14 protein-coding genes are annotated in these 20,627 nt (G+C 65.1%); 6 read left to right on the forward strand and 8 right to left on the reverse strand.

Annotated features, from left to right (window positions below):
- The 5 genes from Q0L30_RS13505 to Q0L30_RS13525 all read right to left on the reverse strand — a co-directional run.
- On the reverse strand, window positions 1-177 hold a 177-nt coding region (locus Q0L30_RS13505; RefSeq protein ID WP_367277819.1), incomplete at its 3' end, for a transposase.
- Window positions 178-366: 189 nt separating this feature from the next.
- Window positions 367-1,206 carry an ABC transporter permease gene (locus Q0L30_RS13510; RefSeq protein ID WP_296656991.1) on the reverse strand — a complete coding sequence of 280 codons (840 nt, stop codon included), beginning with the start codon at window positions 1,204-1,206 and terminating at the stop codon, window positions 367-369.
- A gap of 22 nt (window positions 1,207-1,228) precedes the next feature.
- The gene (locus Q0L30_RS13515; RefSeq protein ID WP_296657065.1) at window positions 1,229-2,506 is read right to left on the reverse strand and encodes an ABC transporter permease; all 1,278 of its coding nucleotides are present in this window, start codon (window positions 2,504-2,506) and stop codon (window positions 1,229-1,231) included.
- A 105-nt stretch (window positions 2,507-2,611) separates the two neighbouring features.
- Entirely contained in the window at window positions 2,612-3,655 is a 1,044-nt protein-coding gene (locus tag Q0L30_RS13520; protein ID WP_296656994.1) for an ABC transporter substrate-binding protein, read from the reverse strand.
- 90 nt (window positions 3,656-3,745) lie between these two features.
- Complete coding sequence (locus Q0L30_RS13525) at window positions 3,746-4,840, reverse strand: ABC transporter ATP-binding protein (RefSeq protein WP_296656996.1); 1,095 nt, start codon at window positions 4,838-4,840, stop codon at window positions 3,746-3,748.
- Between the two features lie 184 nt (window positions 4,841-5,024).
- Here Q0L30_RS13525 and Q0L30_RS13530 point away from each other — a divergent pair, with 184 nt between their 5' ends.
- Complete coding sequence (locus Q0L30_RS13530; protein ID WP_296656998.1) at window positions 5,025-6,563, forward strand: PLP-dependent aminotransferase family protein; 1,539 nt, start codon at window positions 5,025-5,027, stop codon at window positions 6,561-6,563.
- A gap of 36 nt (window positions 6,564-6,599) precedes the next feature.
- On the opposite strand, the gene Q0L30_RS13535 is transcribed toward Q0L30_RS13530, so the two are convergent.
- Entirely contained in the window at window positions 6,600-10,487 is a 3,888-nt protein-coding gene (locus Q0L30_RS13535; protein WP_296657002.1) for a DUF748 domain-containing protein, read from the reverse strand.
- Window positions 10,488-10,753: 266 nt separating this feature from the next.
- Complete coding sequence (locus tag Q0L30_RS13540) at window positions 10,754-12,175, reverse strand: DUF1254 domain-containing protein (RefSeq protein WP_296657004.1); 1,422 nt, start codon at window positions 12,173-12,175, stop codon at window positions 10,754-10,756.
- A 236-nt stretch (window positions 12,176-12,411) separates the two neighbouring features.
- Between Q0L30_RS13540 and Q0L30_RS13545 the strand changes: the two genes are divergently transcribed.
- Window positions 12,412-13,056 (forward strand): FMN-binding negative transcriptional regulator, encoded by a 645-nt coding sequence (locus Q0L30_RS13545; protein WP_296657006.1) that lies wholly within the window; start codon window positions 12,412-12,414, stop codon window positions 13,054-13,056.
- Window positions 13,057-13,338: 282 nt separating this feature from the next.
- Window positions 13,339-15,828, forward strand: a complete 2,490-nt coding sequence (locus tag Q0L30_RS13550; RefSeq protein WP_296657008.1) for a heavy metal translocating P-type ATPase — start codon at window positions 13,339-13,341, stop codon at window positions 15,826-15,828.
- A 690-nt stretch (window positions 15,829-16,518) separates the two neighbouring features.
- On the opposite strand, the gene Q0L30_RS13555 is transcribed toward Q0L30_RS13550, so the two are convergent.
- Window positions 16,519-17,250, reverse strand: a complete 732-nt coding sequence (locus Q0L30_RS13555; RefSeq protein ID WP_296657009.1) for an NAD(P)-binding domain-containing protein — start codon at window positions 17,248-17,250, stop codon at window positions 16,519-16,521.
- 142 nt (window positions 17,251-17,392) lie between these two features.
- Here Q0L30_RS13555 and Q0L30_RS13560 point away from each other — a divergent pair, with 142 nt between their 5' ends.
- The 3 genes from Q0L30_RS13560 to Q0L30_RS13570 all read left to right on the forward strand — a co-directional run bounded on the left by Q0L30_RS13560 (window position 17,393) and on the right by Q0L30_RS13570 (window position 20,449).
- Complete coding sequence (locus tag Q0L30_RS13560) at window positions 17,393-18,322, forward strand: LysR family transcriptional regulator (RefSeq protein WP_296657012.1); 930 nt, start codon at window positions 17,393-17,395, stop codon at window positions 18,320-18,322.
- Between the two features lie 404 nt (window positions 18,323-18,726).
- On the forward strand, window positions 18,727-20,226 hold the full coding sequence (locus tag Q0L30_RS13565) for an MFS transporter (RefSeq protein WP_296657013.1): 1,500 nt from the start codon (window positions 18,727-18,729) through the stop codon (window positions 20,224-20,226).
- Window positions 20,227-20,308: 82 nt separating this feature from the next.
- Entirely contained in the window at window positions 20,309-20,449 is a 141-nt protein-coding gene (locus Q0L30_RS13570; RefSeq protein WP_296657016.1) for a hypothetical protein, read from the forward strand.
- Window positions 20,450-20,627 lie beyond the last annotated feature (178 nt).

Raw genomic sequence — 20,627 nt, forward strand, 5'->3', positions numbered from 1 at the left:
CTCGAAACAGCCCGCCTGAATCCAGCGTTGCGTCTGCTTCCGGTGCAGCGCGTTGAACATCTCCCGCAAATCGTAGCGGCGCTGCGGAGCGTCCTTGTTCATCAAGGTCAGGTACGGAGCGGCGAAGTGCCACCCTTCATCCGATACATCCGTTGGGTAGGGCCTGCGTTTTCTCATCCCGCCAAGATGCCAGACCAGTAGGTCCGCCTGCTTGTCTCGAACGGATGCAACCACATCGCGTTGCTAAGTATTTGGCTAGTTTCGAGTGCGACAACAGTTTGATTTCGCTTTATAAGATTCTGCGCGATAGATAAGTATTCCGGTTACACGATCGCCATAACCCATCACGCAGGTGCCGCCCCTCCATCAAGCCTTCACCGCCCGCGCGGCGCTTCTGCCGCGCAACCATTCGAGCGAAAGCAGCAGACACGTCGAGAACACGATGAGAATCGTTGCGAGCGCAGCGATGGTCGGGCTGATGTTCTCGCGAATGCCCGTGAACATCTGGCGCGGCAGCGTCGTCTGGTCGGCGCCCGCCAGGAACAGCGTGACGACCACTTCGTCGAACGACGTCGCGAACGCGAACAGCGCACCCGACATCACGCCCGGCGCGATCACGGGCAGCGTGATGCGGAAGAACGTCGTCAACGGGTTCGCGCCAAGCGAGAGACTCGCGCGCACGAGGTTGTAGTTGAAGCCCTGCAGCGTCGCCGACACGGTGGTCACCACGAACGGCACACCGAGCGCCGCGTGGGCGAGGATCAGGCCCGTGTACGTGTTGGCGAGGCCGAGCGGTGCGAAGAACAGATACATGCCGACGCCGACCACCACGACCGGCACGATCATCGGCGAAATGAGGATCGCCATCAGCAGCGCCTTGCCGCGGAAATCGGCCTTCGTGATGCCGATGGCGGCGAGCGTGCCGAGCACCGTCGCGATAATCGTGGCCGACGGTCCGACGATAAAGCTGTTCTTCGCGGCCATGCGCCACTCGTCGGACATCACGAGATTCTGGTACCAGCGCAGCGACCAGCCCGGAATCGGATAGACGAGGAACGTGCTCGACGAGAACGACAACGGCACGATGGCGAGCACCGGCAGCACGAGATACAGCAGCGTGAGCACGCACAGGCCGCGCATCACGAAGTACCACAGACGCTCCATGCCGGAGGTGTGCGGCGCAAAAAGGGGTTTGGCGAATTTCATCGCTTGCGTCTCCGTGAAGGCGTCAGCCGAGGCTCAGTTGCGAGCGCGTGAAGCGCCCATAGACGAAGTACAGCACCGTCGTCGCCGCGAGCAGCAGTGCGCCGAGTGCGCACGCCATACCCCAGTTGATCGAGACGTTTGTGAAGTACGCCACGTAATAGCTCACCATCTGGTCGCCAGGGCCGCCGAGCAGCGCAGGCGTGATGTAGTAGCCGATCGAGAGGATGAACACGAGCAGCGCGCCCGCGCCGATGCCCGGGTAAGTCTGCGGCACATACACGCGCCAGAACGCTGCAAACGGATGGCTGCCGAGCGAGACGGCCGCGCGCTGATAGGTCGGCGGAATCGACTTCATCACGCTGTAGAGCGGCAGCACCATGAACGGCAGCAGGATGTGCGTCATCGAGATATAGACGCCCACGCGGTTGAACAGCAGCGGGAGCGGATGCGAAATCAGTCCCATGCTCATCAGCGACTTGTTGACGAGGCCCTCGCCCTGGAGGATCACGATCCACGCGGCCACGCGCACGAGGATGGACGTCCAGAACGGAATCAGCACCATGATCATCACGAGGTTCGCGCGGCGATCGGAGAGCGTCGAGATCCAGTAGGCGAGCGGATAGCCGAGCAACAACGCGAAGATCGTCACGAATACGCTGATCGTGAAGGTACGGGCGAATACATCGAGGTAGATCTGGTGGTCGGCATCGGCGGGCTGGATGCTGCCGAACGCATCCTGACGATGGTCGAGCGCCGCGAGCAGATAGAACGGCGAATAGCGCCCGCTGTTCTTCGCGATGGCCTGCCAGTAGCTCACGTCGCCCCAGCGGTCGTCGAATTCGACGAGCTTCGCGCGCGTTTGCGCGGGCGTCAGCGTGAGCGGATGGCCGTCGTCGTCGGCGAGCGGCATGGCGCGTGCGGTCTTCGCCACCAGCGAGCGAAAGCCCGGAATTTCAACGTTGAGGCGCCGTGCGAGCGCGCCCATCGCCTCGCCGTCCTGGATGGCGCCGAGATCCTGCGTGAGTGCGACGTAGGCCGCATCGGGCGGCGTGCTCTTGCGGTCCCACGCGCGCAGCGCCGTGATCGTCTGCGGCAGCGCCGTGGCCACTTCGGGGTTCTGCACGGCGCGCGTGAGCAGTGCCGCAATGGGCACGACGAATATCAGCAGCAGAAAAATCGCGAGCGGCGCGATCAGCATCAGCGCCATCGTGCGCTTCTTCGCCTGCGCCACGCGCAATTCGCGCTTGAGCCGGGCGGCCGGTTCGCCTGCGGTGTCGGCGGCGTTGGTCACGGTCGTCATCGTTGTCACAGCTTGTCTCCTCAGCCTCACCACCTGCTCAATACAGCAAGCCGCGCGCACCATTCGGCAACTCAGGCGCGCGCGGCCACTCCTGCTTTCACATGCTTACTTCGCGGCCCACGATGCGAAGCGCTGCTCCAGCTCGTCGCCGTGATCCGTCCAGAACGCGAGGTTCTGCTGAACCGCATTCTTGGCGTTGGCAGGCGAGTTCGGCAGATCCGCGAGCGTCTTCGCGTCGAGGCCCTTGATCGCGTTCTGGTTCACCGGGCCGTACGCGATGTGCTGCGCGTACTGCGCCTGCGGCTGCGGCGAAATCGTGTACGCGATGTACTGCTCGGCCAGCGCCTTGTTCGGCGAGCCCTTCGGAATCGCCCAGTAGTCCAGATCGTAGATGCTGCCGTTCCAGACCACCTTCAGGTTCTTGCCTTCGCGGCGCGCGGCGTCGATGCGGCCGTTGTAGACCGTCGACATCACGACGTCACCCGCGACGAGGAACTGCGGCGGCTGCGCGCCTGCTTCCCACCACTGGATGTACGGCTTCAGTTCGTCGAGCTTCTTGAACGCGCGGTCCTGGCCGGCCTTCGTTGCGAGCACCTTGTAGACGTCCTTCGGCGCAACGCCGTCGGCCATCAGCGCGAATTCGAGGTTGTACTCGGCGCCCTTGCGCATGCCGCGCTTGCCCGGGAATTTCTTCACGTCCCAGAAATCGGCCCAGCTCGTCGGCGCGGTCTTGAGCGTGTCGGCGTTATAGGCCATCGCCGTCGACCACACGAAAATGCCTGCGCCGCAGGGTTGCTGCGCCGCCTTCATGATGTCGGCCTTGTTGCCGAGCTTCGCCCAGTCGAGCTTCTCGTAGAGACCTTCGTCGCAGCCGCGCGCGATATCGCCGGTTTCGACTTCGACCACGTCCCAGTTGACGTGCTTCGCTTCGACCATCGCCTTCACTTTGGCCTGCTCGCCGTTGTATTCGACGACCGTGACCTTGTTGCCGGTCTTGGTCTGGAACGACTCGTTGAACGCTGCTTTCTGCGCATCACCGTTCGCGCCGCCGAAGTTCACGACGGTCAGTTCGGAGGCGTGTGCGACGCCGAATGACAGTGCGAGCGCAGCCGCGATCGCTGCAACGCGCGTGTTGCCGATCTTCCTCATGGTTTTGTCCCTTCTCCTTGGTGGTTGTCATGCCGGGCGTTCCACCCGGTCTCCTCGACGACAGCGCAACGGCCCGCAAGGGCCGCCCGCTCAGGCGAACACGCGCAGATGTTCCGGCGCGAATTCAAGCGCGACCGGCTGCCCGGGCGCGAACCCTGCAAGCGCTTCGGTGCCGAGCGGCACTTTCACGAAGCACTCGTCCTGTTGCGGCAGGCCACAGCGCATGCGCACGTGGTCGCCAAAATAGATCAGCCCGCGTGCCTCGCCCGCGATCGCGTTCAGGCCTGCGCGCGCCGCGCCGTTCACGGCGAGCTTCATGCGCTCGGGCCGGATGCACGCCACGGCGCCGCTGCCCGCCTTTGCGCCCGCAACGTTGCGGCCGGTGAGGCGCGTGCCGTCGGCGAGATGGAGTTCGCAGAACTCGCCGTCGACGGCGGCGATGGTGCCGCGCAGGCGGTTGCTGTCGCCGATGAAGTTCGCGACGAACGCATTGCACGGCGATTCGTAAAGACTGTCGACGGTGTCGAGCTGCTGGACGATGCCCTTGTCGAACACCGCAACGCGGTCGGACATCGTGAGCGCCTCGCCCTGGTCGTGCGTGACGTAGACGAACGTGACGCCGAGCTTCTCGTGCAGCGATTTCAGTTCGTACTGCATATGTTCGCGCAGTTGCTTGTCGAGCGCGCCGAGCGGCTCGTCCATGAGCACGAGTTTCGGCTGGAACACGAGTGCGCGGGCGAGCGCGATGCGCTGCTGCTGGCCGCCCGAAAGCTGCGCCGGATAGCGCTTCGCGAAGCTTTCCATGCGGACCATCTTGAGCGCGTCGTTGACGCGCTGGGCGCGTTCGCCCGTGGGGACCTTGCGCACGCCGAGCGGATACGCGACGTTCTGCTCGACCGTCATGTGCGGGAAGAGCGCGTAGTTCTGGAACACCATGCCGATGTCGCGCTTGTGCGGCGGCACGTTGTTGAGCAGCTTGCCGTCGAGCCGGATCTCGCCGCCGGTGGGGAACTCGAAACCGGCGAGCATCATCAGGCAAGTGGTCTTGCCCGAGCCGGACGGTCCCAGCAGCGTCAGGAATTCGCCCTGATAGATATCGAGGTCGAGTTGCTTGACCACCAGCGTTTCGCCGTCGTAGGTCTTGCGGACGCCACGAAAGCTGACGATCACGTCAGAATTCTTCATCGCACTGTCTCCTTACTTTTTCTGTCACCGCGGGTTGAAACCTCTTTCGGGCCACCCCCGTTGATCCGGCGCGATTAAAAATGCTGCATGGCGCATTAACCAGATCTGACGTCCGGATTACTATAGACGCTCACGGCTCCACGTCATGGAGCCATTTCATTATTCCTGATGGAACCACTTTGTCATGGACATTTTGTCTGACTGGCTCTCGGCACAGCTCGACAAAGACAGCACCGAACCGGCCTACCGCCAGCTCCTGCAACTGATGCAGCAGGCCATCCTGACCGGCCGGCTCGCGCCGGGCACGAAGCTGCCCAGCTCGCGCACGCTCGCGCTCGACCTCGGTGTCGCGCGCAATACGGTGCTGCATGTCTACGACCAGTTGAGCGCGGAAGGCTATGTGATTTCGAGCACCGGCAGCGGCACCTATGTCGCCGACACGCGGCCCGATTCCGCCGCCGTGGGACTGCGCCCGCCCGCCGGGGCGAACGCGTCGGCCGAGGCCGGTTCCGCGACAGCCGCTGCGGCCTGCCCGCGCGGCGACATGTCGGTGCGCGGGCAACGGTTGATCGACGAGGCCGGCGTGTCGGCGAAGCAATGGGGAGCCTTCATGCCGGGCGTGCCGGACGTGGCCGAATTTCCGTCGCGCACCTGGAGCCGCCTGCAGTCGCGGCTGTGGCGCTCGGCCAGCCACGATCTGCTCACCTACGCGCCCGGCGGCGGCTACCGGCCGCTGCGGCGCGCGTTGTCGGACTATCTGCGGGTCGCGCGTTCGGTGCGCTGCTCGCCCGACCAGATCATCATCACGACCGGCATCCACCAGTCCATCGACCTCGCCGTGCGCCTGCTCGCCGACGTCGGCGACCGCGCGTGGGTGGAAGAACCGTGCTACTGGGGCGCGCGCAGCGTGCTGCAGTCGTCCGGGCTCAAGCTCGCGCCGATTCCCATCGACGACGAGGGGCTCAATCCGGGCGAAGCGGACCTGCGCGAGCCGCCGCGCGTCGCGCTCGTCACGCCGTCACATCAATATCCGCTCGGCATGGTGATGAGTCTGGCGCGGCGGCGCATGCTGCTCGAATACGCGCGCCAGCACAAGGTGTGGATCATCGAGGACGACTACGACAGCGAATTCCGCTACGGCAGCCGCCCGATCGCATCGCTGCAGGGCCTCGACAATGCCGACCGGGTCATCTACGTGGGCAGCCTCGGCAAGATGCTGTTTCCGGGTCTGCGCATCGGCTACATGGTCGTGCCCGAGCGGCTCGCGGCCACGTTTCGCACCGGCGTCGCCGAGCTGTACCGCGAAGGCCAGCTCATGCAGCAGGCCGTGCTCGCGGAATTCATCATGGACGGTTATCTGACCTCGCACGTGCGCCGGATGCGCACGCTCTACGGCGAGCGCCGCCAGTTGCTGATCGACGCGGTGACGCGCCATTTCGGCGATGCGCTGCCCGTGATGGGCGACGAAGCGGGGCTGCATTTCGTGCTGGGCCTGCCCGAGCACTGCGACGACCGCGCGATCACGGCGGACGCGCTCGCTAACGGGGTGATCGTGCGGCCGCTCGCGTCGTATTACAGCCGCAGGCAGGAACGCAAGGGCATCTTGACCGGCTACGCGTGCGTGCCGCACGAGCAGATCGACCCGGCCTTCGCGACGCTCGCGCGCGTGATCGAGGAACACGCCTTTACGCGCGCGCCGCGCGCGTTGCAGCGCACGGCGTGAGGCGTCTCGGCGCCGTGCGCATGTACCGCCGTTCCCTTACTTAAGCCCGAAATCGACGCGCGTGGTGGCGCCCTTGTCCTGAATGCCCTTCGCGTCGAGCTTCGGCGCGACGATGAACACGCGGCTCGGATCGACCTTCCCTTCGAGGTACTGCTGCACGGCCTGCGCGCGCTTTTGCGCGAGATCGCGCAAGGCCGCCTCATCCACAGGCGCATGTTCGGCGAGCGCCTGTTTCATGTCGGCGTCGGGCAGCGTCTTCGTGAAGCCGATCAGGTTGTGCGGCTTCTTGAAGTCCGCCGACTTATAGGCCTTGGTGAGGTACTTCTCGTATTCCTTGTCGTCGACCTTCACCTCCGATGTGTCCACGCTCTCGCCATTGCCCACCGTGTCCTTCACTTTCTGCAGGCGCACGAGGCGATCGACGTACTGGTCGCGCAGCGCGGGCGTATCGATGGCCGGATCGACGCGGCCGATCAGGTCGAGCTTGATCGACGGCTTGTCGTCCAGCGCCTTCACGATCGTGTCGAGCTTCTTCGTGTCCGCATCGCTGAGCGTGGCCGTGCCCGGCGCGAACTCGACGTAGCCGAGATCCTCGCCGCCGCCGCCGAACGCATTCGCCAGCAGCGAGAACGGCGCGGTCACCGCTTTCTCGATCAGGTGCAGCACCGCCGTCCAGATCAGGCTGCCCAGGCTGAACTCGGGATTCGCGAGCGAGCCCGACACCGGAATGTTCACGTCGATCTCGCCGGCCCGGTTCTTGAGCAGCGAAATGGCGAAGCGCACGGGCAGCTTCGTGGCCGTGGTGTTGTCGACGTGATCGCCGAATGTGAGCTGGTCGATGAACAGGTGGTTGTTCGCCGTGAGCTGGTCGTTCGCGAGCTGGTAGTGCAGATCGACGTTGAGCTTGCCCTTCGTGATCGGATAGCCCGCGTACTTCGCCGAGTACGGCGTGAGGTTCGTGAGTTCGATGTCGTGCGCGCTCGCGGTGATGTCGAGCGACGGTTTCTCGATGAGCGGATTCACCGTGCCCTTGATCGTGATCGGGCCGTTCGGGACGAGCTTCGCGGAGACGTCGACGGGCGCGGGCGTGGTCGATTGCGTGCCGATCGCGCCTATCCTGCCCCGGATCTGCACGAGGTCGGCGGTGTAGTTCGGTTTGATGAAGTTATCGGTGTAATTCATGCTGCCGTCTTGCAGCAGCAGCTCGCCGATGTGCAGCCGCACCGGGTTCTTAGGCGGCTCGGCTGCCGTGACCATGGCGGGCGCCGACGCCGCGTGCGGTGCGGACGCCGTCTGCGCTGCGGTGGCCTGGGTGGTGGCCTGGGTGGTGGCCTGGGCAGTGGCTTGCGCGGCGGCCCCGGAAGGCGCCGACGCCTGCGCAGGCGCGCCCGCAACGCTTGCGGCCTGCGGCGAGAGCGGCACCGGCTCGTGGCTGCCGCCAGCCGCCGCGCTCGTGTCGTGCGTGAGCGATTGCGCTTCGCCGGTCTGGTGCGCCACCACGTCCTTGAGGTTCAGCTTGCCCTGCGCATCCAGCAGCACGCGGCCGTAGAAGCCCGCGAACGTCACGCGGCTCGCATCGACGTCCGCGCCGTGCGTGTCGTCGAAGCTCGCCTTGAGGTTCGAGAACGCGAGCGAGCGCCAGCCCGCGAACCGGCTTGACGTCGCCTTGTCGAGCATGCGCACGTCGACGAGCGCCGCGTCGCCGCGATAGTTCGCCCGCGTCCCCTTGCTCTGCTCGAACGCCAGTTGACCCTTCATGTTCAGCAGCGCGCTCGCGATCACCGCATTCAGCTGGCTGCCGAAGTACGGCTCGAACGCGGCGGCGTCGAGCCGGTTCGCGTCGATCTTGAGCGCCGCCTTCAGCGGCGTCGGGCTCACATCGCCGTTGAGCGCGAGCGTGCCCTTGCGGTTCAGCGTCGCCTTGAGTTCGACCGGCAGCGCGTGGCCGAGGTCGTCGCTGATCTGCTGGACCTTCAGGTCGAGCGGCGTGATGGCGAGCTTCACCGGGCGCGGCGTCGTGCTGTCCGTGAAGTTGACCGTGCCGTTGTTCAGGTTCAGCGCGTCGATCTTGTAGTGCCAGGCCGGAGCTTCCGGCGCGGACTTCTGCGCTGCATGATTCGCCGCATGAGTCTGCGTGTGATTCGCCGCATGATGCGGCGCGGCCTGATGCGGCGCGGCTTCGTGGCCGCCCGCCAGTTGCATGAGATTGATGCTGCCGTCCTTGCGGCGCTCGGCGTTCACGACGAGGCCGGTCGCATCCACCGAAGCAATCTGCGCGGTGTGCGCCGCGAGATCGACCTGATTCACCTTCACGACGCCCTGCCCGAGCGCGATCGCGGGCGTCTTCTCGCCGCGCGCCGCCACCTTGAGCGTTTCCAGATTCAGCGTGCTGTCGCCGACCACCACGGCGGCGGGCGACTTCGACCAGTCGGCGGTGATCGTCGTGTCGAGGCCCAGCTTGCCGTCGAGGATCTGCGCGCCGCTCACGCTGTCGAGATACGGCTGTTTCGGCGCGAGTTGCACGCCCTGGACGTCGATTTTCGCGTCGGCGGTCTTCGCCACCATGCCGAACGAACCCGAAGCCTTCACCGTGCCGCCGTCGTTCTCGGACATGCCGAACGTATATTGCGCGGTCGTCTTCGCCGTGGTCGAGAAATTCGCGAGCGTGACGTCGACGTTCGAAAACACGTTGTCGACCGGACGTGACGTCGTTTCGTCGTGCAGGTGCACGGTGCCGCCGTTGATCGCGACCTGGCGAATCGAGAGGTCGAGCGGTGCTGCCTTTGCTTCGGCGGGCTTCGATGCCGCTTCGGAAGCCGCCGGCGGCGCTGCCGCCGCTGCGCCGCTGGCTGCGTTCGGGCTGCCCGCGAGCTTTTCGACACTCAGCGCGCCGTTCTTGTCGCGCGCGATCCAGACGTTGGGCGCGTCGAGGCGTATCTCGTCGAAGTGGAAGACGTTGCTGAGCGGCGCAAGCGACGCCGCCGCGACGTGCAGGCTATGTGCGCCGAAGAACGGCGCGTTGGCCGAGTCGGCGGTATCGAGGTCGTTCAGATCGGCGGTGCCCGACACGCGCAGTTCCGGCTTGTCGCCCGCCATCACGAAGTTGAGCTTGAGATCGGTCGAGAGCTTGCCGCTCTTCACCTGGATCGGCAGCTTCGTCGGCGAGTACGTGAGCAGGCGCGGCACGTCGAGCGAATCGAGCTTGACCGCCACCTCCGACTCGCGCGACGCCGCAAACGGCTTGGTCTTGCCGTCGAGGGCGAGCGTGCTGTTGCCGTCGAGACGCGCGCGCAGGAGCGGCTGGACGAAGATATCGGTCTTCGACGGCAGCGTCGCAATGAACGGAATGCCGAGCGTGAAGCGGTCGATCACGTGCTTTTCGTTGAGCAGGCGGTCATCGAAGGTGATCTGGCCGTTTTCGATGCGGATATTCGAAACCGAAAACGGCGTCGGCTTGCTGGCCGGTTGCGAGGGCTTCGAGAACTTCTCGATCAGGTCGGTGAAGTTGAAGCGTTGCGCATCGAACCGCACGATGTTGACGCGCGGGGAGTCGAGATGCACCTGGTCGACAATGGGCGCGGCCCGGAAAATCGACGACCACGAGGGCTGGACGACAAGACGCTCGACGTCGAAGAAATCGCCGTTGCCGCCGCGCTCGCCGATATGCACGCGGTCGGCTTCGAGGCGCAGCGTGTACGGATTGAGCGCGATGCGGCCGATGCTGACCGGACGGTCGAGCTGCTTGCTCAACTGCTGGGCCGCGATGTGGCGGATGAGCGGCGGCGCGGCGAAAAAGCCGAGCAGCCCGAATACCACGAGGAAGATCAACACGCCGGTCAGGATGTGCCGGGTGCGGGGTGCTCGCGCGATGGCGCGGACCGATTGCAGCGAAGAATTCAGAGGACCTTTGTTGAGACTTGCCATACTCGCTTGCCAGTGACGCGGCCGCAAACCGGCCGTATGGAATAGGACTGGAATGACGATCGAAGACCCCGACAGGCGAAAGTATAGGCCCGATGGGGTGACTCGCGTCAGGAGAATGCCGCGGTGCACGAATACGCCGTGATGAGACAGTGCCTGAAGGTGGCGCGCGCGCTGGCGTTCAGGTATTCAGGCGGCGGACTGCCGGCTGCGCGCCTCGGCTGTGTGTCTCGATTGCGTACCCCGGTTACACGTCTCGGCTGCGTACGTCAGCGACGCTCGACTGCGGGCGGCTGCCAGCTGCCGTCGACGGCCGTGTGTTTCGGCGCGTACAGGCGCATCACGAGCCGGAAGTCGCCGCGCGGCGCGTTCACCCAGTTCGCGACGCCGCGCGGGCGCTCGGCAGAAACATGCACGTCGAGCGAGCCGTCGCGGTTGCGCCGCGCGCCGGTACGGTCGCCGAACGCCACGCGCACAGGCGCGTGCTCGTCGAGCGCACCGTCGGCCGTGTACGCCGTGATCGACCAGAACCCGCGCACGGGCGGCAGTTGCTTCGCCGTGAAATGAATCACGTAGCGGTTCGCGCCGTTGAGCGGATGGCCGTCGCTGTCGAGCGACACGCGCGCGCGGACCTCATCGGAGGTCTTCGGCAAACCCGGCTGCATATACGCCGCGTAGGCGCGCAGCGCGTAGTCCGGGCCGTAGTCGCCCGCTTCGTCGCCGACCCACAGCCAGCCGTTGCCCGCCAGCAAATTCGACGGCGGCGTCGCGACGCGCGCGCGGCCATCCGCGTAACCGGCCGCCGCCGCATCTTTCGCGTCGCTCGGAAACTCCACGGCGTCGCCCGGATGCACGCCGATATCGGCCAGAATCTTGAGCGCGTGCGGATCGTCGGGCGTGCTCGGGTTATCGCTCAGCGACTGCGAAAGACGATCGAAAAAGGCGTTGGCATCGAGCGACGCGACGCGCGAGGCGGGCGTGCCCGGCGCAACCGGATCGCCGCTCTGGCTCGCACCCGTGGACGCCGGTTCGGCGCCGCGCCCGCCATGCTCGTCCCAGGTCGAAAGCGGCGCGACGCGGATCGCGCGCTGCAGCTTGCGCACCGCAGCCAGATCGCCGCCGCCGCGCGTCTCGATTCGCGCGAGGAACCAGACGTAACGCGTGGCCACCTCGATGCGCTGCGCGCGCGCGGGCAGCGTGCCCTTCCAGCCGGCGGGCACGAACGCAATCGTTTGCGCTTTCAGGCCACCGCCATGCTCGCCGACTTGCGTCCCCGTGGACCACAGGACGTTCGTCCACATGTCGAGCGCACGCGCGTCCATATAGCGGCCGTGCGAATCGGGCAGGCTCACTAGCACCGGCCCGCTGTCGAGATCGAGCCAGCCGGTCGAGCCGAGCGTATCGAGATTGGGTTCGGGCGGATTCGAGGCGCCCACCGGGGGCAGCGACTGCGCGTGGCGCAGCGTGTTCGGCGCGGCCTGCCCCGGCGCGTTGCCCGTTGCCGCTTCGCGCGACACGTCCATCAGGACGAGCGGAAAGCCGAAAACGTAGGAGTCGGACACTTCGTCCCTCACCCACCCGGTGTCCTTGGGCGCGACGCCTGGCGCTGTCGCGCATCCGGCAAAGATGGCGAGGCCTGCAAGCGCAAAGCAGGTGCGGGAAAATGAATACGCTTGACGTTTTTTTGTCATTTGTAGGTTTTGTGTGCGATGCAGACGGTCCGGCAGCCGACGTCGACGTGTCCTCGACGATGCGCGCCGTCCCCCCTGGGCCGTGCATTTTTGCGCTGCATTGTGAGAATGACGCCGGGTGGTATCGTATCGCTCGCGCCACGGCATGAAAAGCGTTTCTATATGCATTTCTGCGTGCAAGTCCGCACACCGCGCTACAAATCGTGACTGGCCGACGCCCTCAGGAGACCTATTACATGTACGTACCCGCCCATTTCGAAGAAAACCGCCGCGACGTGCTCGACGCGCTGATCGCCGCACAGCCCTTCGGCTCGCTCGTCACGCATGGCCCCGCCGGGCTCGACGCGAACCATATCCCCGTCGAATTCGAACCGGCCAACGGTCCGTTCGGCACGTTGCGCGCGCACGTGGCGCGCGCGAATCCGGTCTGGCAGGAAGCCGCCGCCGCGCCGGACGCGCTCGTCATCTTCCAGGGTCCGTGTGCCTACGTTTCGCCGTCGTGGTATCCGAGCAAGCACGAGACGCATCGCCAGGTGCCGACCTGGAACTATATCGTTGTGCACGCACATGGTCACATCGTCGTCCATGACGATGAAGATTACGTGCGTGGCGTGGTGGCGCGGCTCACGCGCAAGATGGAAGCGGGCGAGCCGGTGCCCTGGAAAATGGGCGACGCGCCCGCGGACTACCTGACGCAGATGCTCGGCGCGATCGTCGGCATCGAGATCCAGGTGACGAAGCTCGTCGGCAAGTGGAAACTCAGCCAGAACAAGGCCGCCGCCGATGTCGACGGCGCCGCCACGACGCTCCTCGCCCGCGAAGGCGAGGCGCAGCGCGCGGTCGGCCAGGCGATGCTCGACGTGGCCGCCAGCCGCAAATAACCGGGTGAAACAGTTCGCGCGCGACGGCGCTGGCCCGCGCCGTGCGCGGCATGATCCGGAGCCGAATTCGAACACGTCGATAAAGTTCGCAGATTCGGCTCATCATCAACGCTTTATCGATATTTTTGATTTCTAAGGCTGGATTCTGCACAACGAAGCGTAATTAAGTGTGATTAAGCGTAATTCGAGGGGTGCGTCGAAAAACCAGTCTTGACCTTCCCATCGCTGGAACGTACATACTGCGTGACGTTGAAGTAAACCATTGCGTCAGAGCCAGCCATCATGAACGAACCTCTCGTTGAAGAGCGCCCCGATACACGCGTCGCCGAATTCGAAATTCACGGCATGACGTGCGCCTCGTGCGCCACCCGCGTCGAAAAAGCGCTCGCCAAAGTGCCGGGCGTTGCGCGCGCCACAGTCAATCTCGCCACCGAAAAAGCCACCATCGAAGCGCAAGACGGCGTCACGCCGGAAGCGCTCGTGGCCGCCGTCGAAAAGGCCGGTTACGAGGCCGTGCCGGTCGCCACCGAAACGGCCGTCTTCGCCGTCGGCGGCATGACCTGCGCGTCGTGCGCCACCCGCGTCGAGCGCGCACTCGCGCGCGTGCCCGGCGTCGCGGGCGCCACCGTCAACCTCGCGACCGAACAGGCCACCGTCAACCTGCGCGCGCCGCTCACCGGCGACCTGAGCGATCAGCTCGTCGCCGCCGTGAAGAAGGCCGGCTACGAAGCGACGCCGCTCGCGGCCGAAGACTCCGCCGCAGCCAGCCAGGAAGCCGAGGCGCGCAACGCCGCCGCCCGCGACGCCACGCGCCGCGAATGGCACGCCGTGCTGATCTCGGCCGTGCTCACCGCGCCGCTCGTGGTGCCGATGTTCACCCGCGGGCTCGGCATCGACTGGATGCTGCCCGCCAGCGTGCAACTCGTGCTCGCGTCGATCGTGCAGTTCGGCTTCGGCGCGCGCTTCTACCGCGCCGCCTGGCGCGCACTGCGCGCGGGCGCGGGCAACATGGATCTGCTCGTGGCGCTCGGCACGTCGGCGGCGTGGGGCGTGAGCGTCTACGCGATGCTCGCGCATCCGGGCGAGGACGCGCATCTCTACTTCGAGGCATCGGCGGTTGTCATCACGCTCGTGCGCTTCGGCAAGTGGCTCGAAGCGCGCGCGAAGCGCCAGACGACCGACGCGATCCGCGCGCTCAACGCGCTGCGCCCCGACCGCGCACGCATCCGCGAAGACGGCGTCGAACGCGAAGTGCCGCTCAACGCCGTGCGCGTGAGCATGGTGGTCGTCGTGCGTCCTGGCGAGCGGCTGCCGGTGGATGGCGTCGTGCTGGAAGGCCGCACCCACATCGACGAATCGCTGATTACCGGCGAAAGCCTGCCCGTGGCCAAGCAGCCCGGCGACCCCGTCACGGCGGGCTCGATCAATGGCGAAGGCGCACTGGCCGTGCGCACCACGGCCATCGGCGCGGAAACGACGCTCGCACGCATCATCCGGCTCGTCGAGAGCGCGCAGGCCGAGAAGGCGCCGATCCAGCGGCTCGTCGACCGCGTGAGCGCCGTGTTCGTACCCGCGATTCTCATCATCGCGGCGATTACGCTCGTGGGCTGGCTCATCGCGGGCGCGTCTGCCGAAACCGCGATCCTCAACGCCGTTGCAGTGCTTGTAATTGCGTGCCCGTGCGCGCTCGGACTCGCAACGCCTGCCGCGATCATGGCGGGCACCGGCGTCGCCGCGCGCCACGGCGTGCTGATCAAGGATGCGGAAGCGCTGGAAACCGCGCACAACGTGAGCGTGGTCGCCTTCGACAAGACCGGCACGCTCACGCTCGGTCAGCCGTCGCTCACGGCGTTCGAGACCGCCGATGGCGTCGTTCGCGCCGAGGCGCTCGCACGCGCAGCCGCCGTGCAACAGCAAAGTGAGCACCCGCTCGCCAAGGCGGTGGTGAAGGCGTTCCAGGCGCAGGCACAAGGCGCGGCCCTGCCCGCCGCGCTGCCCGCCGCCTTACATGCACGCGCCGTGCCGGGCCGCGGCGTGGAAGCGGAAGTCGACGGGCGGCGCTACGCGCTCGGCAGCGGCCGCTGGCTGGACGAGCTCGGGCTTGCTGTGCCGGCCGGGCTGAAGGCGCGCGCGCAGGAACTCGAAGCGGCGGGCAACACCGTCTCCTGGCTGATCGGTGCGGGCGCAACCGGTGAACCGGACGCGGTGCTCGCCCTGCTCGCCTTCGGCGACACGGTCAAGCCGAGCGCGCAGGAGGCAATTGCGCGCCTGAAGACGATGGGCATCCGCAGCGTGCTCGTGACGGGCGACAACGCGGGCAGCGCGGCGGCAGTCGCGGCGCAGCTCGGCATCGACGACGTCCATGCGCAGGTGCTGCCCGACGACAAGGCCCGCACGATCCGCGACCTGAAGATCCGCACGGGCGGCATCGTCGCGATGGCGGGCGACGGCATCAACGACGCACCGGCGCTCGCCGCCGCCGATATCGGCATTGCGATGGCCACGGGCACCGACGTCGCCATGCACGCGGCCGGCATCACGCTGATGCGCGGCGACCCGGCACTCGTTGCGGCCGCAATCGACATTGCGCGGCGCACGTGGCGCAAGATCCAGCAGAACCTGTTCTGGGCGTTCGTGTACAACCTGATCGGCATTCCGCTCGCGGCCTTCGGCCTGCTCAATCCGATGATCGCGGGTGCGGCGATGGCGTTCTCCAGCGTGAGCGTCGTCACCAATGCGCTCTTGCTGCGCACCTGGCGCGACAAGCGCTGAAGCAAACGGGCGACTGTAACGGACGGCGGCGGGCGCATTTCGTGCCCGCCGCCGTAAATCCTTTGCGGATCAGCGTGTTGTGCAGGATGCGGACAGCTTGTCCACAGGGCTTTCCACGAAAAATGTGGACAACCCGATGCGTTCTCAACAAACGCCTTCAGGTGCGGTAGTGCCGGGAAATATGGCGCGCTTATGGCCCACTTTCGGCTGCGCCGTGCTCGCGGCGCGGTGCTAACGCGACTTTCCTTGTGCGTCAGACACTTAGGTCCGATGTCCCAAACTTGCCCACAACCCTTTCCACGATTTCTGTGGAAAAGTGCCGCGTAGCCAGGCACGCCGTGCCTGTCGCGCGGCTTCGACGCATCATCCTTTACGCATCAGGCACTTAGGCGCGCTATCCCAAGCTTGCCCACAAGCCTTTCCACGAAAACTGGGGATAATTTGCGCGCCCCTGTGCGTCGCTGTGTGTCTCTGTGCATCCCCGCATAGCCCGCCGCTATGCTACGTCGTGCTACAGGGGGTGTCGCTGGCAAGTTGGCGGCGACAGGATGATCGGCATCCGAAGAGGCGGTATTGAATGAATAATTTCTATGAAATTTCCTATGGCTTTTTGCTAGAGCTGTTAGGCACTTTGGGGGGACGCGCCTGAACGGCGCACAGGTTGTCTGGGGGATGTTCTGGGGCGCAGCGTCAAGCACGCATCCCGCGGTGCGTGAGCCAATGCGCTTCCGGCATCACCGAATCGCGCGTCGTCTCAGCCAGCAGTTGCGCGAGCATTGGCTTGTCGAGCGGCACGCAGTACACCGGCCTCTGCCGCTCGAAGCGCCAGCCTTCCGCGAGCTGCCCGCCATCGACCGCGTCGTAACCGAGGCGATCCATTAGCGCGATCGTCGTGCTGCGCGCGTCCGCGTCGTCGCCGGCGATCGGCAGCGCGCGGCGGTCCCGCGCACCGGCAGGCCGCGCGTCCGGCACCACTTCCTCCACCAGGATGGCGTTGAATGCCTTGACGACGCGCGACTTCGGCAGGTGACGCGCGAGCACATCAGCCGTCGTCATCACTCCGCTCTCCAGTTCGGGCAGCACGCCAAAATGCGGAAAATAGTTCTGCGGGTTGAGCACGATCTTACCCTCGAGCGGCTCGGCCGGCACCGCGCGACAGGCCTGCAGCGGAAGCGCCGCGAACACGATGTCGCCGTAGGCGGCGGCCTCATTCACCCACCCGACTTCGCAGCCAAGCGGCTTACGCAGCGTCTGGATGGATTCTGGTCCGCGTGAATTGCTCAACATGACCTGGTAACCGGCACGGGTTGCGAGCCAGGCGACAGACTGCGCCATACGCCCGGCGCCAATGATTCCAATCTTCATACTCTCCCTCCTTTTCGGTGTTTTCATCCGACCGCGGCTTCGCTGGCTCTGCCACATCGAGGCGCGACGGGGATGAGCGACGGCTCGCCGACCAAACACAATGTGCGGGTGGCGATCGAGCTGTCGATGTTACGAAATATAGCCATCATCAGACAATGCTACGATCGAACATAACAATGACAGCAATCCTTAATAGATCGTGAGCAAATTGATCCTGGACGTCGATGCCATCCAGGCATTCGTGACCATCGCGGAATTCCAGAGCTTCACGAAAGCGGCGGAAGCGCTCGGCACGCAGCAAGGCGCAATCAGCGTGAAGCTGAAACGCCTGGAACAGCGCCTCGGTCACAAGCTGATCGAGCGCACCCCGCGTCTCGTGCGGCTATCGGCCCAGGGTGCGCTGTTCCTCAATGCCGCGCGCGAGTTCCTCGCCGCACACGACCGCGCGGTGGCCGAACTGTCCGCCAAGCGCCGCCACTTCAGGCTCGGCATCGCCGAGCATGTGGCCGGGCCAGAAATCCCGGTATTGCTTGCGCGCCTGTACGAGCGCGATCCGGCGTTGACAACAGAAGTGCGCCTTGAGCATTCCCGTGCCCTGCTCGATGCCTTCGACAAAGGCGAACTCGACGCCGTGATCGTCCGCCAGGGAGACGATCGTCGCGACGGCAGCGACCTTGGCCCAGAGAATTTTGGCTGGTTCGCTGCTCCTGGTTTCACTCACCGCGCGGGCGAACCGCTGCGGCTCGCGGCACTGGCGCCTTGCTGCGGAGTGCGAGACATCGCAATGCGCGCGCTCGACGACGCCGGCATCAGCTGGACCGAGGTGTTTGTCGGCGGCGGCCACGCCGCGGTCATGGCGGCGGTGTCGGCCGGTCTGGCGGTAGCGGCTTTTTCATGTCGGCTCGCACCGCCGGACACGATCGAGGTCAGCCAGCGTTTCGGCCTCCCCAGCCTGTTGTCGTCGCGAATTGTCCTGCATTCGACGCTGTCGGACCAGCGCTCTCGCGACGCGCTGCGCACGCTTGCCGCGACCTACCGTGAACATCGGGCGTCTCGCCCAGTTCCGGCGCTACACGAGACGTCCATCGTTGATCCGGAACGTACCGCGGCCTTTGCCACGATCGCGTAGCCTACCCGGACCTTCTGCATACCCAACGACAGGTCTCACGCCGCGTGGCCAGCGACCGGTCCCGCGTGTCGCGCGCAGTGCATGTCGCATCGCGTGAGCACGGCCCCGGTCCACGGCCCGAGGCCGCGCGTCCTCCCGTCCGCTTTCGCGATGGCACGGTACACGACGGCCGGCTCATCCTGCGGCCGGAGTCGGCAGCCATCCCCCGGTGAGTTAGTCAAAAACACAGTCTTATACCTACCCGCTAGTTTAAGTGGGTGGCGGTGCACGGTGTTTCAGCGGGCTAGTCCATTAACTTTCCGAATATCTAATTCTGTTATTACAGAAATCTTTATTTTCAGTGAATGAAATGCCCGATCTCACTGTTATCATCGGGCCCATTAACGATTTGGAGTGCGAATAAAATGCCTGTAGACGTATCGCCGAAAAACAAGATCGCACTTGCAGCGATCTGCTTGTCGGCAGTGATGCTGGGGCTGGAAATTACCAGCATCCCTTCCATTCTTCCGACGCTGGAGCATGTATTACCAGCCGATTTCAAGCAATTACAGTGGATCATGAATGCCTATACGATCGCGATGTGTTCGTCGCTCGTGGCAATGGGTGCCTTGGCGGATCGTTTCGGGCGCAAGCGCGTGTTCACGATCGGCATCGTGGTCTTCGGTGTGGCGTCTTTGATATGTGGATTGGCGTCCAGCGCGCCGCTGCTGATCTCAGCCAGATTTCTCCAAGGGGTGAGTGCCGCAGCGATGCTGTCGTGCCAGGTCGCGGTGCTGTCCCATCAGTTCCAGAACGGCCCGGAGCGTGGGGTCGCGTTCGCGTGGTGGGGCGTCGTGTTCGGGCTCGGGCTGGGCTTCGGGCCCATCGTCGGTGGCTCGATCGTGAGCTTCGCCAGTTGGGAATGGGTGTTCCTGATTCACGTACTAATCGCCGTTGTGGCGGTGTCGCTGGCACGCGTCGGTGTCGTCGAGTCGTCCGATCCGCATGCGCTCAAGATCGATTTCGGCGGGATGGTGACTCTGTCGCTGTCGGTGTTTTGCCTGGTGTATCTGATTACCCAAGGGCAGAAGCCCGAGGCCGGCAATCCGCTCGGCGTGGCTGCAGTCGCGGTCGCCGTGGTCAGCTTTATCCTGTTCGTCATCATCGAGAACCGGGTCGCGAGGCCGATGTTCGACTTCAAGGCGTTTCGCGTCCGTAATTTCTCGGGCGCATTGCTCGGCGCGTGCGGGATGAATTTCAGCTTCTGGCCGTTCATCATCTACTTCCCGATCTATCTGCAGTCGGTGCTCGGCTACAGCAGTGTCGCTGCGGGCCTGATCGTACTGACCTATACGTTACCGACGATCATTGTGCCGCCGGTTGCCGAGCGGTTGCTGCTGAAGCGCGGACCGAACTTCGTGATTCCCGTCGGGCTGTTCACGATCGGGGCAGGCTTCCTGCTACTCCACCTGATCGTGATGGCTGCGCACGCGAGCTGGATCACCTTACTGCCGGGTTGCCTGGTGGCGGGCATCGGCCTCGGGCTGACCAACACGCCCGTGACGAACGTCGCCACCGCGTCGCTGCCCCCCGAGCGGGCAGGCATGGCATCCGGCATGGAGTTCAGCGCGCGGATGATTTCGCTGGCGATCAATATCGCGATCATGGGCTTCGTGCTGGTGAACGGTGTATCGGCGGGCCTGTTGGGTGCGCTGCCGACCGGCGCGAATATCGGTTATCTGGTCGACGCGGTTTCGGCGGGTAACTTCCAGTTGGCCGAAGCCGACGGAATTCCAGTCGTCGCGGCGCGCGCTGCGCTGACTCAGGGATTCGGCTGGGTCACGCTCTACGGAACCATCGCGCCACTGGTGCTCGGGTTTGCCGCCGCGATCGTATTCGGCCGTAAAAAGTCGGCACCTGGCTAAAAGAACGACGCACGTTACGTGCAAGGAAGCGGTACTCAAGTGCCTGGGTTGCGGATTAACTCGTGATCCGAAGCGAATTAAGGTGTTCATCGACAACGATGGCGTGCGGCATTCGATCGTACGCGAGTATTCCAGCCAGGGTGAGCTGGTCGGAACTTACCGGATTATGCCGCTGCCTTGGTCGCAGGACATGGTGGGTGTGATTGCCATTCAGTGTACGTAACCTACGAGGCGCATCCGCATCTGCGCCAGTCTCCCGGGAAACGCCGTTGGTCACCTCGGCGTCAGCCGTTCGCATCCGCCGCGCGACGATCACCCAGATGCGCGCGCAATTCCGAGAGTTACTTGGGAACGCCCACCTCAATGCCGAACCCGACTTCGAGCACGAGCATCCGGCCAAC

The sequence above is a fragment of the Paraburkholderia sp. genome (assembly GCF_024281035.1).
Taxonomy (GTDB): Bacteria; Pseudomonadota; Gammaproteobacteria; order Burkholderiales; family Burkholderiaceae; genus Paraburkholderia.

Coding starts and splice junctions, on each gene's coding strand:
- Q0L30_RS13515 (WP_296657065.1), bottom strand. CDS start 2,506: ATGACGACCGTGACCAACGCCGCCGACACCGCAGGCGAACCGGCCGCC.
- Q0L30_RS13530 (WP_296656998.1), top strand. CDS start 5,025: ATGGACATTTTGTCTGACTGGCTCTCGGCACAGCTCGACAAAGACAGC.
- Q0L30_RS13550 (WP_296657008.1), top strand. CDS start 13,339: ATGAACGAACCTCTCGTTGAAGAGCGCCCCGATACACGCGTCGCCGAA.
- Q0L30_RS13540 (WP_296657004.1), bottom strand. CDS start 12,175: ATGACAAAAAAACGTCAAGCGTATTCATTTTCCCGCACCTGCTTTGCG.
- Q0L30_RS13565 (WP_296657013.1), top strand. CDS start 18,727: ATGCCTGTAGACGTATCGCCGAAAAACAAGATCGCACTTGCAGCGATC.
- Q0L30_RS13525 (WP_296656996.1), bottom strand. CDS start 4,840: ATGAAGAATTCTGACGTGATCGTCAGCTTTCGTGGCGTCCGCAAGACC.
- Q0L30_RS13555 (WP_296657009.1), bottom strand. CDS start 17,250: ATGTGGCAGAGCCAGCGAAGCCGCGGTCGGATGAAAACACCGAAAAGG.
- Q0L30_RS13545 (WP_296657006.1), top strand. CDS start 12,412: ATGTACGTACCCGCCCATTTCGAAGAAAACCGCCGCGACGTGCTCGAC.
- Q0L30_RS13510 (WP_296656991.1), bottom strand. CDS start 1,206: ATGAAATTCGCCAAACCCCTTTTTGCGCCGCACACCTCCGGCATGGAG.
- Q0L30_RS13520 (WP_296656994.1), bottom strand. CDS start 3,655: ATGAGGAAGATCGGCAACACGCGCGTTGCAGCGATCGCGGCTGCGCTC.
- Q0L30_RS13535 (WP_296657002.1), bottom strand. CDS start 10,487: ATGGCAAGTCTCAACAAAGGTCCTCTGAATTCTTCGCTGCAATCGGTC.